15 protein-coding genes, 1 pseudogene and 1 other annotated feature are annotated in these 13703 nt (G+C 40.8%); of the genes and pseudogenes, 10 read left to right on the forward strand and 6 right to left on the reverse strand.

The window, feature by feature from the left end; genetic code table 11:
* Positions 1-132: 132 nt before the first annotated feature.
* Positions 133-744, reverse strand: coding sequence for a cyclase family protein (locus tag K1I43_RS05650; RefSeq protein ID WP_019417007.1), 612 nt, complete (start codon positions 742-744; stop codon positions 133-135).
* Between the two features lie 13 nt (positions 745-757).
* Complete coding sequence (gene zwf / locus K1I43_RS05655; RefSeq protein WP_009373843.1) at positions 758-2245, reverse strand: glucose-6-phosphate dehydrogenase; 1488 nt, start codon at positions 2243-2245, stop codon at positions 758-760.
* A gap of 119 nt (positions 2246-2364) precedes the next feature.
* Here zwf and rnz point away from each other — a divergent pair, with 119 nt between their 5' ends.
* Positions 2365-3294 carry a ribonuclease Z gene (gene rnz / locus K1I43_RS05660; RefSeq protein ID WP_009373842.1) on the forward strand — a complete coding sequence of 310 codons (930 nt, stop codon included), beginning with the start codon at positions 2365-2367 and terminating at the stop codon, positions 3292-3294.
* Positions 3295-3296: 2 nt separating this feature from the next.
* Positions 3297-3614, forward strand: coding sequence for a CHY zinc finger protein (locus tag K1I43_RS05665; RefSeq protein ID WP_019417008.1), 318 nt, complete (start codon positions 3297-3299; stop codon positions 3612-3614).
* Between the two features lie 37 nt (positions 3615-3651).
* Here K1I43_RS05665 and namA read toward each other — a convergent pair whose 3' ends face one another.
* Both namA and proI read right to left on the reverse strand, forming a co-directional pair.
* Positions 3652-4653 (reverse strand): NADPH dehydrogenase NamA, encoded by a 1002-nt coding sequence (gene namA / locus K1I43_RS05670; RefSeq protein WP_019417009.1) that lies wholly within the window; start codon positions 4651-4653, stop codon positions 3652-3654.
* Between the two features lie 72 nt (positions 4654-4725).
* Positions 4726-5547, reverse strand: coding sequence for a pyrroline-5-carboxylate reductase ProI (gene proI / locus K1I43_RS05675; RefSeq protein ID WP_019417010.1), 822 nt, complete (start codon positions 5545-5547; stop codon positions 4726-4728).
* A 43-nt stretch (positions 5548-5590) separates the two neighbouring features.
* Positions 5591-5803 (reverse strand) — a binding site (T-box leader).
* A gap of 181 nt (positions 5804-5984) precedes the next feature.
* Here proI and K1I43_RS05680 point away from each other — a divergent pair.
* From K1I43_RS05680 to K1I43_RS05700, 5 genes and pseudogenes are all read left to right on the forward strand, one after another.
* Entirely contained in the window at positions 5985-6932 is a 948-nt protein-coding gene (locus K1I43_RS05680) for an MBL fold metallo-hydrolase (RefSeq protein ID WP_019417011.1), read from the forward strand.
* Positions 6929-7714: an SDR family NAD(P)-dependent oxidoreductase gene (locus K1I43_RS05685; RefSeq protein WP_019417012.1), complete on the forward strand. Its 786-nt coding sequence runs from the start codon at positions 6929-6931 to the stop codon at positions 7712-7714. The genes K1I43_RS05680 and K1I43_RS05685 overlap by 4 nt, the downstream gene beginning before the upstream one ends.
* 11 nt (positions 7715-7725) lie before the next feature.
* Positions 7726-8043, forward strand: a complete 318-nt coding sequence (locus K1I43_RS05690) for an iron-sulfur cluster biosynthesis family protein (protein WP_019417013.1) — start codon at positions 7726-7728, stop codon at positions 8041-8043.
* Positions 8044-8051: 8 nt separating this feature from the next.
* Positions 8052-8552: pseudogene (locus K1I43_RS05695) on the forward strand (TIGR00375 family protein); the annotation flags it as partial.
* A gap of 157 nt (positions 8553-8709) precedes the next feature.
* Positions 8710-9927 (forward strand): RNA-guided endonuclease InsQ/TnpB family protein, encoded by a 1218-nt coding sequence (locus K1I43_RS05700; protein ID WP_116052126.1) that lies wholly within the window; start codon positions 8710-8712, stop codon positions 9925-9927.
* A gap of 217 nt (positions 9928-10144) precedes the next feature.
* Here K1I43_RS05700 and K1I43_RS05705 read toward each other — a convergent pair whose 3' ends face one another.
* Positions 10145-10351 (reverse strand): CDGSH iron-sulfur domain-containing protein, encoded by a 207-nt coding sequence (locus tag K1I43_RS05705; RefSeq protein WP_009373835.1) that lies wholly within the window; start codon positions 10349-10351, stop codon positions 10145-10147.
* Between the two features lie 187 nt (positions 10352-10538).
* On the opposite strand from K1I43_RS05705, the gene K1I43_RS05710 reads away from it, so the two are divergent.
* The gene (locus tag K1I43_RS05710; protein WP_019418687.1) at positions 10539-11654 is read left to right on the forward strand and encodes a TIGR04053 family radical SAM/SPASM domain-containing protein; all 1116 of its coding nucleotides are present in this window, start codon (positions 10539-10541) and stop codon (positions 11652-11654) included.
* Positions 11655-11664: 10 nt separating this feature from the next.
* On the opposite strand, the gene K1I43_RS05715 is transcribed toward K1I43_RS05710, so the two are convergent.
* Positions 11665-12153, reverse strand: coding sequence for a DUF6803 family protein (locus K1I43_RS05715; protein WP_019418686.1), 489 nt, complete (start codon positions 12151-12153; stop codon positions 11665-11667).
* Positions 12154-12480: 327 nt separating this feature from the next.
* On the opposite strand from K1I43_RS05715, the gene K1I43_RS05720 reads away from it, so the two are divergent.
* Complete coding sequence (locus K1I43_RS05720; RefSeq protein WP_019418685.1) at positions 12481-13290, forward strand: hypothetical protein; 810 nt, start codon at positions 12481-12483, stop codon at positions 13288-13290.
* Complete coding sequence (locus K1I43_RS05725) at positions 13280-13702, forward strand: cytochrome c maturation protein CcmE (RefSeq protein WP_019418684.1); 423 nt, start codon at positions 13280-13282, stop codon at positions 13700-13702. Before K1I43_RS05720 ends, K1I43_RS05725 begins: the two co-directional genes overlap by 11 nt.
* The last annotated feature ends 1 nt before the right edge of the window (position 13703 follow it).

A 13703-nucleotide genomic window follows, 5' to 3' on the forward strand; every position in this document is an offset into this window, starting at 1 on the left:
AATCGCTCCTTTTTTGGTGTAGTTGTTTTTGGTGACTCAATTTTACCATAAAAAGGGCGATTCTTCTATTTTTGGGCAAAAAAGAAAGGGCTAGACCCAAAGCGCATTAGCGTTTTGGGTCAGCCCCATTGCTTATTGTTCAAACAATAATACACGCGCTGGGGCGGCGTCAGTGCCGACGAGTTTGAGGGGAGCAGCAACCATCCAATATTCGCCGGCTGGTACGTCTTTTAGGCGAAGCCCTTCGATGACGATAATGCCGTGACCGAACAACGTTTTATGTGTTGGATGTCCCGCTTGGTTTCGTTCGACGCCGAGCGCATCAATGCCGACGCCGCGAATGCGTTTTTCTGCTAAGTGCATCGCAGCATCTTCGGCAACGTAAATAAATTCAAAGTTAAAGGTATCGTCGAATGAATTTTTTGTTTTAAATAAGATAAAATCATTCTCTTGAATATCAAAATGAATGAGATCTTCTTTTGTAATGCGATCATTGACGTTTGTGACGTCTAAAACTTTGCAGTAGCCGACGAGTTTTTCAAGCGGAATCGTTTCAAATGTTTCCCCGTCTTTTACCATATGGAGTGGTGCGTCAATGTGCGTGCCCGTATGCACATCCATATCGATGCGCGATTCAGTGACGTAATCGTTCGTGACGGTCGTTAGCTTCGGCTGTTTTTCCGGCTTATTTTTATACACAGGCATCCCTTCAAAAATCGGGGCGGTGACATCGTACATTTTCATGTTTCGTTCCTCCTTACATTGTTCCGTTTAGCGACCACCAGTGGAAGCCGTCTTTTTGCAATAGTTCATCTGCCTTTTTTGGCCCCATCGAGCCAGCTTCGTAGTTCGGGAAGTCAACCGCTTTCGTATTTTCCCATACTTCAGAAATCGGGTCGACAAAGCTCCATGACGCAGCGACTTCGTCCCAGTGCGTAAAGTTTGTCGCATCACCGCGCATGCAGTCATATAACAACTTTTCATACGCTTCTGGCGTATTAATGCCGTCAATGCAATTGTTGCAGTAATCCAACTTAATTGGCGTCGTTTTCATGCTTTCGCCGCTTTTTTTCGCATTTAAATGAAGGGTAATCCCTTCATCTGGTTGAATATGAATGACGAGCAAATTCGGATGAACGTATTCGCTCGTGCGATAATATAAATTCATCGGTACGTCTTTAAATTGCACAACAATTTTCGTTGATTTTTCAGTCATTCGTTTTCCTGTTCGTATGTAAAATGGCACACCTGCCCAGCGGAAGTTGTCGATCATTAGTTTCCCTGCGACAAACGTTTCTGTATTAGAATGTGGATCGACGCTATGTTCTTCACGATACCCGACGACTTGTTGTCCGCGCACAATGCCGCGTCCGTATTGCCCGCGCACGAAATATTTGTCGACGTCATCATGTGTCATCGGACGAAGCGCGCGAAGCACTTTCACTTTTTCACTGCGAATGTCATCTGTTGTCAGCTTAATTGGCGGCTCCATTGCGAGAAGGGCAACCATTTGTAGCATATGGTTTTGCACCATATCGCGAAGCGCACCAGAATGATCATAGTAACGACCGCGATCTTCCACCCCGAGCGTTTCACTTGATGTAATTTGAATATTGGCAATAAAGCGATTGTTCCAAAGCGGTTCAAAAATCGCGTTCGCAAAGCGAATGACTTCAATGTTTTGTACCATTTCTTTTCCGAGATAATGGTCAATTCGGAAAATTTGTTCCTCGGAAAACGATTGTCGAATTTCTTCATTTAACTTTTGTGCGCTTTGCAAATCATGTCCGAACGGTTTTTCAATGACTAATCGCGTCCAGCCGTTTGTTGCTGTCAGTCCTTCTGATTTTAAATGCGATGTAATCGTTCCGAAAAACTCAGGTGCCATCGCCAAGTAAAAAATGCGGTTGCCTGGAATATGAAATTGCTCTTCCACCCGCGTTAATAATTCATTTAATTGTTCATATGATTTTGTATTTGTCGCATCTAATGAATGATAGTAAAAATGAGAAATAAATTGATTATCCATTAATTCTTGTTTTGTTGCTTCTTCAATCGTTTCTTTTACGTAATGACGAAACGATTCATCTGTATGGGGACGACGAGCGACGCCAACAACCGCAAACTGTTCAGAAAGCTTTCCTTTTTGATAAAGTTTATAAATAGATGGGAATAATTTGCGTTTTGCTAAGTCGCCAGTCGCGCCAAAAATAACAATTGTTGCTTTTGGTTGTACGTCATTCACGGACCATATACCTCACTTTTATTCATTTTTTGAAAGGTTCATGATAATGTAATTTTAGAGGTTTATTGTGGTAAACGCAAATGTTTTATCCGACTAAAGAAAAGAGAGGAGTTTGTAGCGTGGAATTATTGTTTTTAGGAACGGGCTCTGGTGTCCCGTCAAAAGGGAGAAACGTATCGGCAGTTGCCCTTCAGCTATTAGAAGAAAGAGGAGCGACATGGCTGTTCGATTGCGGCGAAGCAACGCAACATCAAATTTTACATACGTCTATTCGCCCGCGACGCATTGAACGTATTTTTATTACTCATTTACATGGCGATCACATTTTTGGCTTGCCTGGATTGCTTGGAAGTCGCTCATTTCAAGGGGGAGAAACGCCTCTTTTTGTTTACGGTCCGGCTGGTATTCGTTCGTTTGTTGAAACTGCCTTGGCGGTTAGCGGCACGCGGTTAAAATATGATTTGCATATTTATGAGTTTACAGAAGGTGTCATATTTGAAGATGAGCAGTTTATTGTTACAGCGAAATTGCTTGATCACGGTTTACCTTCATACGGTTTCCGAATCGTTGAAAAAGATTTACCGGGCACGTTGCTCGTTGATCAATTGCGTGCACTTGGCGTGCGCCCAGGACCAATTTATCAACAAATTAAGCGAGGGGAGATGGTCACATTAGATGATGGAACTGTCATTGATGGACGGAACTTTGTAGCCCCGCCAAAGAAAGGACGAATTGTTTCGATTATAGGAGATACGCGTTATTGTGAGGCGAGTGTGGAATTGGCGAAACAAGCGGACGTCCTTGTCCACGAGGCAACATTTCGTGCCAAAGAAGCGCATTTAGCGCATGATTACTATCATTCAACGACGTTGCAAGCAGCGGAAGTAGCGAAACGAGCGGAAGTGAAGCAACTCATTTTGACACATATTAGTTCCCGCTACCAAGGAGAGATGTGTGACGAACTCGTTGAAGAAGCGAAAACGATTTTTCCGAACGTGTCACTTGCTTTCGATTTCTCATCGTTTCCAATTTTACGAAAAGAGGGTTAACAATGATCGAAGTAAAAGGAAGCGTCATTGATAAACACACACGATGTGTACATTATCATAGTGAACGCGATGTCATTGCGATTAAGTTTTATTGCTGCAAAACATATTTTCCGTGTGTACATTGCCATGAACAACATGGTTGTGGCAAGCATGTCGTATGGCCGAAAGAACGTTTTCATGAAAAAGCGATTTTATGCGGTGTTTGTCAAACTGAGCTGACAATTGAACAATATATGACAAGCAATTACCATTGCCCACATTGCTACGCGGCGTTTAATCCGGGATGTCAACTTCACGCTCACTATTATTTTGAAATGTAAAAGGATGTCCGCCACATTGGACATCCTTTGTCGTGTTTTACCACCCTCTGACATATGGCTTCGGTGCTTCAAGCGATATACCAAGTTCGTTGGCAGCTGTTTTTGGCCAATATGGGTTGCGAAGAAGCTCGCGACCGATAAAAATGAGATCGGCACGGCCATTGCGTAAAATTTCTTCCGCTTGTAAGCCAGACGTAATGAGTCCGACAGCACCAGTTGGCACGCTTGCTTCACGGCGAATCGTTTCCGCAAATGGCACTTGATAACCTGGATACGCATCAATTTTTGCTGGAACGACGGCGCCAGAGCTGACGTCAATGAGGTCAACGCCTTGCGCTTTCATTTGTTTTGCATATTCGACATAGTCTTTCACTGTTAACCCATCTCGATGATAATCGTGTGCGGAAATACGGACAAATAGCGGTCCGTTCCATACTTCTTTTACTGCTTCAATGATTTCACTTAAAAAGCGGTAACGGTTTTCTCCACCGTATTCGTCTGTTCGTTTGTTTGTGAGCGGCGATAAAAATTCGTTAATGAGATAGCCGTGAGCAGCATGAATTTCAATGACGTCAAATCCCGCTTTTTTGGCGCGTCGTGCCCCTTGTTGAAACGCATCGATCGTTTCTTCAATCTCTTCTTTTGTCATTTCTTTTGGTGTTCGCATCGTTTCATCAAATGGAATGGGGGATGGTGCAATAATTTCTCCAGAAACGGTTGCCTTTCGTCCGGCATGGGCCAGCTGAATGCCAATGTTTGCACCTTGTTCATGAACGAGCGTAGTAAGCGTACGCAAGCCGTCAATATGGTTATCATCCCAAATCCCTAAATCGCGTGACGAAATTCGTCCTTGTGGCGTCACGGCTGTCGCTTCCACCATAATGAGCCCGACTTGCCCGACAGCGCGCGTTGCATAATGAATGAGATGCCAGTTGTGCACCGTTCCGTCTTCGCGATCGCACGCATACATACACATCGGCGACATAACAATGCGGTTTTTAAAGGTAACATCTCGAATCGTATATGGTGAAAATAACATGTTTCATCCCTCCCACAGTATGTTTCATAACAAATGATACCATGGGTATTTGGAAAAGAAAAACAACTTGCACTATTGAACGGAAGAAAGCAATGCTTCGCCAAGTTCTTTTGATCGTTCAGTTGCTCGTTTAATGCATGCAATCATCGCTTCTTGGTAGCGATAACGTTCAAGTACCCCAATGCCAGCTTCTGTCGTCCCGCCTGGACTTGTTACTTCTTTGCGCAAAATGGATGGATGTTTGTTTGTTGCTTTTAACATATGAGCAGCACCGATAATCGTTTGTAAAATAAGCTCTTTTGCAATATCGCGCTCAAGTCCAATTTCATCCGCTGCTTTTTCCATCGCTTCGACTAAATAGTAAACGTACGCCGGTCCACTACCCGATAGCCCTGTTACTGCGTGCAAATGCTTTTCATCAACAATCGTCACAATCCCGACCGTTTCAAATAGCTCTTTTGCCATGTGGACATGTTTATCTGTTGCATAGGCACCTTGTGCTAGCGCTGTGGCAGATTGCCCGATAGCTGCTGATGTATTTGGCATGGCACGAATGACAGGCATTTGTTTTCCGATGAGCGATGCAATCGTATCCGTCGTCACTCCCGCAAGCAATGAAATAATAAGTTGTTGTTCATGAAAAGCATGTGCGATCGGCGTTAAGCTTTCGGCAACGTCTTTTGGCTTCATAGCTAAAATAACGATATCAGCTTCTTTGACGGCTTGTTCTTTATTTGTTTCGATTCGTACCCCGTATGTTTGTTGCATATACGTCAGTCGCTCCATTCGAGAGCGATTCGTTACAATCATTTGTTTCGGCTCATATAGTGTCTGTGTCACTCCTGAAATGAGCGCTTCTGCCATCGACCCTGCACCGAGAAATGTGATCGTCATTTTTTCTCCTCCTCGTCTCCAAAATAAAAAGACCTTTCGTCCGATAAAGGACGGAAAGGTCTTTATTTCCGCGGTACCACCTTTGTTGGCACAATGTGCCCACCTCTTATGCCGATATCGTCGGCAAGACGGTTAGGTTTGCCTAACTGCTCATAGGGTAGGTTCCATGATAAAGAGGGTAATGAAACCTTTCAGCCTATGGGTTTCACTCTCTTGTTACCGTTTATCATGTACTGGCCCTATTCATCGCTTTACACATATATGATTTGTTTGCAATTATGCATGAAAAACAAGCTTGTTGTCAATAGGTTATACGTTTTTATTTTCTGAATTTTTTAATAAATAAATAAAAATAAATGACAAATGAAAAAAATAAGTGTAAACTGATAAACAGACGAAACGAAAAGTTATGATGATATAATGAAGGAGCCGAAAAAATGGAACAGTTGCATCGCATTGTCGTCCCAACGCCATTTGCCGTTGGCGATGTCAATATGTATATTGTCAAAGGAGACCGTTTAACGCTTATTGATGCGGGAGTAAAAACGGAAGAAGCATGGCATGTCTTCGTTCGTGAATTACGCGAACTCGGCTATGAACCGGAAGATATTGAGCAAGTCATCATTACACATCACCATCCAGATCACGTCGGTTTACTCGATTATTTACCGCCGTCGCTTCCTGTTATTGGCCATCGCAAAGCTGCACCGTGGATTGCGAAAGATGCTGCTTTTTTTGCGTGGCATCAACAATATTTTGAGCAATTTTTAATTGAATGTGGAATTGGAGAAGAAGGGCTTGCGAAACTTGGAAACTTTCGACGCTCTCTCCGTTTTTCGTGCGAGCGCTCGCTCACCCAAGAAGTAAAAGAAGGGGATATGATTGAAGGCTGGACGGTTATCGAAACGCCAGGTCATGCACAAAGTCATATTGTATTATATCGTGAAGCAGATGGCTTGATGATTGGAGGAGATCATTTGTTAGCGACTATTTCATCTAATCCATTGTTAGAGCCGCCTGCGATCGGGAAACAAGAGCGCCCAAAACCACTTTTGCAATATAACGATTCATTAAAAAAACTACTGAATTACGACATTGCCACAATTGTTACAGGACATGGAGAAGATGTGACAGATGTTGCATCACTGGTCGAAAAGCGACTTGAAAAACAAAAAGAGCGTGCACAATATGTATGGCAATTGTTAAGTGAAAAGCCAATGACGGCATTTGACGTATGCCGTGCGCTTTTTCCGTCCGTATATGAACGTGAATTTTTATTGACGATGTCCGAAACGATTGGTCAACTCGATTATTTAGAAGCGATCGGAGCAGTGAAAAAAGAAAAAGACGATCAAATATATATGTACGAAGCGGTGAGATCATGAAGTTAGCAGGGAAATACGTCGTTATTACAGGAGCGTCGAGCGGCATTGGCGAACAAATTGCATATGAAGTGGCTAAGCGTGGAGGAATACCGATATTGCTCGCTCGCTCAAAAGAAAAGTTGGCGCAAATCGCGCGACATATTGAACAAACGTACGGCATGTCTTGCTTATATGAACAGTTAGATGTCAGTAACCAAGAGGAAGTAGATGTTGTATTTGATCGATTACTTGCGTCTGTCGATATCGATATTCTCGTTAATAATGCCGGATTCGGTGTGTTTCGCTATGTCGAGCATATTGATTTGTTGGAAGCGAAGCAAATGTTTGATGTCAACGTGCTCGGATTGATCGCGTGTACAAAAAAAGTGTACACACATATGATGAAGAAACGATCCGGTCACATTATTAATGTCGCATCTCAAGCAGGAAAAATTGCGACGCCGAAATCGAGCGTATACGCCGCAACAAAACATGCTGTCCTTGGATTTACAAATAGCTTGCGAATGGAAGCGTCCATGTATGGCATTTTTGTCACTGCTGTGAACCCTGGACCGATCGAAACAAACTTTTTTACTGTTGCTGATACGTCTGGGGAATATGTGAAAAACGTGAAACGATGGATGCTCCGCCCTGAATTTGTCGCCAAACGTATCGTTGATGTGATGCTTACTCCGACGCGCGAAGTGAATTTGCCGTTTTGGATGCATATAGGAAGTCGATTGTATCAATTATTTCCATCGGTCATCGAAAAAATGGGAAAACGGGCATTTTTAAAAAAGTAAGCGAGGTGTAAATGGTGAAAATTACGATAACGGAACGAGCGATCGAACAACTTCGCCGTGTTCGTGGAAACAAGCACGTCAAGCTGACATACGATACAGATGATTGCGGATGTGCTGTAAATGGAGTGCCGATGTTACTGCTTGTCAATCAATTAGACGAACATGATGTAGAGATTGAAACAAACGATATACCTATTTGGATGGAAAAACATCGGCTCATTTTTTTTGATGAACAAATGACGATTGATGTTGTCGATGGAGCAGGATGTTTTCAATTAAAAAGCCCGAATCAAATTTTAAATGCGCGCATGTCGCTTATGGAGCGTTGAAAAGAAACATGATGAACCGTTATTTTGTTGATTTACACATCCATATTGGTCGAACGGCTTCACAGCGGCCGGTGAAAATAACAGGGGCGAAATCATTAACGTTATCAAATATTGTACAGGAAGCGACATATACAAAAGGACTGCAAATGATTGGTATTGTTGATGCACATGTGCCGGAAATATTACAAGAAATCGAGCAACATATCGAAAAACATCGTTGGATGGAGCATGAAGATGGAGGAATAATCACGCATGGTGTAACGATGTTATTAGGAAGCGAAATAGAAATATATGATGACCATTGTCAAGGCCCGATTCATGTATTAGTTTTCTTCCCGACGATTGATACGATGCGCAAATTTTCTGATTGGATGGCGATATATGTAAAAAATCGTTCGCTTAGTTCACAACGCATATATGTTTCAGGAAAACATCTGCAAGAACAAGTAAAAAAATGGGGCGGATTATTTATTTTAGCCCATGCGTTTACTCCATTTAAAAGTGTATATGCATGGTTCTGTTTTTTCATTCAATCATAAAAATATATTAAACATTTTGATAAAATATATTTGAGATCCCTCTTCTTTCGTGATCATCTTTACATCTTATTGCATGGCTCTCTGATGAACATGTATAGTAAAAGAGAAAGCGAGGTGAACAGCGATCATGATGGCGAATCGAGTGGAAAGGCATATGATTTGCGCCACTCATCCGTATTATCCGATGCTCGATGAGTATTGTTTTCGTTCAAAAAATTTGTACAACTTCGCCAACTATCAAGTGAGGCAAACGTTTTTTCAACACGGCACATATCTTTCTTACAACAAGCTAGACAAGTTGCTGAAAACAGAAGGGATGGATGCAGACTATCGAGCGATGCCAATGGCTCAATGTGCCCAACAAACGTTAAGGATGTTGCATCGAAATTGGAAGTCATTTTTTAAGTCGATGAAAGATTGGGCAAAAAACAAAGACAAATATACAGGCAGACCGAAACCGCCCAAATATCTCAAAAAAGACGGACGGTATGTACTTGTGCTAACGAATCAATCATGCAAAGTCGTCGATGAACACATCACGTTTCCTGCCTGTTTTCAAGGGTTTCGGTTAAAAACAAACATGAAAGGGAAGCTTCAACAAGTCCGATTCATTCCGAAACGCCGCCATATCATCATCGAAGTCGTTTACAAAATCCCTATTCCACCGCAAAAACAAGATCACAACAGATACATCAGTATTGATTTGGGTTTAGATAACTTCGCAACCATTGTGAATAACGTGGGCAAACAACCGATCGTCATCAATGGTAAAGGTCTAAAATCCGCCAATCAATACTACAACAAACAGATGAGCCATTATCGCAAAGTAGCGAAACAGATGAATGGACTCGATTGGACAAAACGAATGAGCAAAATGACAGAAAAACGAAACCGCATCGTAGAAAACTTTATGCACCAAGCGAGTGCCTTTGTCATCAAACATGCGCTGTCTTTAGACTGCGATACGATTGTGGTGGGGATGAATAAAGATTGGAAGCGTGAAGTCCATCTCGGAAAGCGTACGAATCAAGCGTTCGTTCACATTCCGTATCAAACGTTTCTTCATCAGTTGCAGTACAAAGCGGTACAGCATGGCATTCGCGTCGTCGTGACAGAAGAAAGCTATACATCGAAATGCAGTTTTTTAGACATGGAAGAAATGAAGAAACAAAAACAATACAAAGGAAAACGAATCAAGCGTGGGCTGTTTCAATCTGAAAACGGAACACTCATCCACGCAGATGTCAATGGGGCATACAACATCATGAGAAAAGTATTCCCAAAGGCGTTTGCCAATGGGATAGCGGGTGTGGGGTTACACCCAATCCGAGTACATGTCGCTTAAACGACGTGGACGGATAAACAATTTTATTAAAATCTTTATCATTATTCTATGATTTTAATAAAATTGATAACCTGAAGCATCTGAAGATGAGTTAGCTTATGTTGCGGGACAAAACATTGCCAAAACGATTATCGCGGCTAGAAACGGAACATTACAAGTTCATGAAGGTGGAGGAGGAAAATACGGCAAAGTAAAAAGCCCGGAATAAAAGCCGGGCTTATTCGTTTTTCGGAGCGCGAACGACGGATTGAAATTTTCCTTTATGAGCTGCATCACAAAATGGCATATTTTGTGAGAGCCCGCAACGACAGAGAGAAAATGTTTCTTTCGTTTCAAACTTGTTTCCTTCCATATCAATTAATTCAACATCTCCGGTCACACGAAATGAACCGTTATCCATCACTTTAATTTGCACTTTCGCCATATATTCCACCTCCTTGTATACCTTATATCGTATATACTATCTGTTTTATATCAGAAAAGCAAGAACGTGAATATTTGTCAGAACAGTGACAAGATAAATGGATATGATTTTTTGTGATCAATGTCACATGATATAAACATTCCTTCTTGTACAATGAGAAGTAGTGAGCGAATCGGAGGGATGAAATATGCGTGATTTTCAACAAAATCCATTTATTGTTATATGGGAGTTAACGAGGGCGTGTCAGCTCAATTGTCTTCATTGTCGAGCCGAAGCACAGTATCATCGCGATCCGCGTGAATTAACGTTTGAAGAAGGAAAACAATTGATTGATGACATTTATGAGATGGATCAGCCTCTTCTCGTGTTTACAGGTGGAGATCCGCTTATGCGTCCAGATGTGTACGATATTGCTAAATATGCGATTGATAAAGGGCTTCGTGTATCAATGACCCCCAGTGCAACCCCAAACGTGACAAAAGAAGCTATCCGAAAAGCGAAAGAAGTAGGCCTTGCTCGTTGGGCATTTAGCTTAGATGGTCCGAATGCGGATATTCACGATCACTTTCGTGGGACGTCCGGTTCATTTGATTTAACGATGAAGGCGATTCAATATTTACACGAACTCGACATTCCAATCCAAATAAATACAGTCATCTCTCGTTATAACGTTCATGTGCTTGACGAGATGGTGCAACTTGTTGAAAAGCTCGGCTGCGTGCTTTGGAGCGTATTTTTTCTCGTACCGACGGGCAGGGGAAAAGAGACAGATATGATTTCGCCTGTTGAGCATGAAAAAGTGTTTCGCTGGCTTTACGAAACGAGCAAACGTGTACCGTTTGATATAAAAACGACAGCAGGACAACATTATCGTCGCGTTGTTTTGCAACAAAAAATGCGCGAACAGCAAATTCATGGCGGCATTCGTTATGAAGATGTGTTAATGAAAGGATTAACTGGACAAGTAGACGGACTAGGGCGTGCTCCAAAAGGAGTAAACGATGGAAACGGTTTTGTATTTATTTCGCATATTGGTGACGTATATCCAAGTGGACTATTGCCTGTAAAAGCAGGGAATGTACGTGAACAACCGTTATCTCATATTTATCGCCATTCTCCAATTTTCAAACAGTTAAGAAATCCAGACGGATATAAAGGGAAATGTGGCGTATGTGAATTTCGTTACGTTTGTGGTGGGTCGCGTTCAAGAGCATATGCCGTTACAGGCGACTACTTAGCAAGCGAACCGTACTGCATCTACATCCCAAAAGCATGGCGTCAAAAAGAAAAGGTCGGCGAATAGCCGGCCTTTTTTACATATTCATATGATGTCCTTGCCCATTTCCGAGGGATGGATCTAACATACCAAAAATCATGGCGATATGAGCGACAATTAAAAAAATACCAACGAATATAGCATGCATTTTTAATTTTTGTTCTTCGCTCCAATTTCGTCCAATAACATGTAAATCTAATAAAGTTAATCCAAAGAGAGGGATAACTCCTAATAAGTAAAATGTTACAGCAATAACATCAATCCATCCTCTCCATTCCCCATTCATTGTGAGTGGAATGACAGCTGTGATGAACAAATAAATGAAGACAAACAAAAAATAAATCCCACCTATAATGCTACATATTTTATTTACTTTTCGAATGTTTCCATCAAAACGTCTTGTAAAAAGAATGGCTAATTCAGTAATGGCAACAGTTTCAGCGAGTATCACGGGAATTGCCATGAATAAAATTAAATTCCATGGTTGATTAACGGCCAATAGCTCCATATAGTGCGTCATGCTCATGTATGCTTCCTCCTTTATTTTTTTGTTTCACATTGTATATAACAATAAATTGTGCATTTTTTTTGCAGAAACGAAGAAAAAATTGTGACTAATTCTATATTTTAAAAAAATGGTTTGTGAATTAATGATCATTATGATTGTGCTCTAACAAAAAATTATAGCGCGAATAAAGTGAGGAAAATATGAACTTTATCACATTTCATGTTGTATTTTTCATGAAATGTGATATTGAACAAATTGTGAAAATATTATCATGTATACTCAAAAATACCAAATATTTTTCTATACTAAATGTAGAAGATCGCTCAAAGAAACGAGGGGACAACGATGAGAAAGTATGTATATATCTTTACCTGTTTATTTTACATATGTTTTATTTATTCAGTGGCTGCACAAGAAAATGTTTTTGCACTAGAAAATGCGTTGATACAAGTGATGCCGGAGTATGCAAATCATCCAAATGATCAAACTAATAAGCCGTCTATGTTAGTCGGAATGCATCTTTCGTTTCGAAATGTAAGTAAACAAAAACAAAAAGGAGCAATCGTCATCCCACTTCCAACAAAAGAAAAAGGGTTCCGAATCGGGTATGTTGCTCAGTATGTAAACGATGAGCCAGAAGAAATAGATTATGTACTTGATCTAGAAAAAGGGTATATTTCTTTTGAAGTAAATAAAGAAATTCAATCAAATGAGCGTTACGATGTTGTCATTGAATACTACACAAAAAATATAAAGCTAGAAAAAAAGAAACGGATGATCACTTACACATACCATCATTTGTTACCTATTGAACATATGAAAATCATTTTTTACCAACCATTGAAAGCGGATGGTTTCAAAATGACCCCTTCGCCACAATATTATGAAGAAAACAGTTATGGAATGGGAATGTATTTATATGAATTGACAAAACTCCAGCAAGGAGATGTAAAAACGTTCGATATTACATATTCTCGAGAAGATATGCGTCCCACGTACGAATTACTTAATGAATATCACGGAAATCAAAAAGAACAAAAGAATAAAACATTACCACCTATGTTAGTAGCTAGTGCTGTCGTTGGCGGAAGTTTATTTTCAATTACAACGATGATTTTTACGCTTTACAAAAGGAGGATGAAAAATGGGAAATAAAAAAATTGCCATTGGGATATGCTTCATCGTTTTGGCCATTGGTATGTTGTTATTTACATCTATGCCTTCTGCAAGCGTTGTAGAAGTGAAATTGAAAGATTTAACAAAAAGAGAACAATATGAAAATGAATATGTGTTAACACAAGGAATGCTCAAACAATCTTCTGTACAATGGGATGCGAAACGTACGCAATTATCGTTTGAGTTATATGATGAAAAAGAAACGATCCAAGTGCGTTACACGGGGGCGAAACCTGATAATTTTTCTGATGGAGTCATCGTCATTATCGAAGGAAAATGGCGTAATAACATATTTTACGCTGAAAAAGTTCAGACGAAATGCCCATCAAAATATGAAGGGGAGGATATGAAAAATTACGATAAAGAAATGCATAAAAAACTTTTAGATTGAG

The sequence above is a fragment of the Anoxybacillus sp. ST70 genome (genome assembly GCF_019553625.1).
In the GTDB taxonomy this organism is placed as follows: domain Bacteria; phylum Bacillota; class Bacilli; order Bacillales; family Anoxybacillaceae; genus Anoxybacillus; species Anoxybacillus gonensis.

Coding starts and splice junctions, on each gene's coding strand:
- K1I43_RS05650 (WP_019417007.1), bottom strand. CDS start 744: ATGAAAATGTACGATGTCACCGCCCCGATTTTTGAAGGGATGCCTGTG.
- K1I43_RS05665 (WP_019417008.1), top strand. CDS start 3,297: ATGATCGAAGTAAAAGGAAGCGTCATTGATAAACACACACGATGTGTA.
- namA (WP_019417009.1), bottom strand. CDS start 4,653: ATGTTATTTTCACCATATACGATTCGAGATGTTACCTTTAAAAACCGC.
- proI (WP_019417010.1), bottom strand. CDS start 5,547: ATGACGATCACATTTCTCGGTGCAGGGTCGATGGCAGAAGCGCTCATT.
- K1I43_RS05680 (WP_019417011.1), top strand. CDS start 5,985: ATGGAACAGTTGCATCGCATTGTCGTCCCAACGCCATTTGCCGTTGGC.
- K1I43_RS05685 (WP_019417012.1), top strand. CDS start 6,929: ATGAAGTTAGCAGGGAAATACGTCGTTATTACAGGAGCGTCGAGCGGC.
- K1I43_RS05690 (WP_019417013.1), top strand. CDS start 7,726: ATGGTGAAAATTACGATAACGGAACGAGCGATCGAACAACTTCGCCGT.
- K1I43_RS05700 (WP_116052126.1), top strand. CDS start 8,710: ATGATGGCGAATCGAGTGGAAAGGCATATGATTTGCGCCACTCATCCG.
- K1I43_RS05705 (WP_009373835.1), bottom strand. CDS start 10,351: ATGGCGAAAGTGCAAATTAAAGTGATGGATAACGGTTCATTTCGTGTG.
- K1I43_RS05710 (WP_019418687.1), top strand. CDS start 10,539: ATGCGTGATTTTCAACAAAATCCATTTATTGTTATATGGGAGTTAACG.
- K1I43_RS05715 (WP_019418686.1), bottom strand. CDS start 12,153: ATGAGCATGACGCACTATATGGAGCTATTGGCCGTTAATCAACCATGG.
- K1I43_RS05720 (WP_019418685.1), top strand. CDS start 12,481: ATGAGAAAGTATGTATATATCTTTACCTGTTTATTTTACATATGTTTT.
- K1I43_RS05725 (WP_019418684.1), top strand. CDS start 13,280: ATGGGAAATAAAAAAATTGCCATTGGGATATGCTTCATCGTTTTGGCC.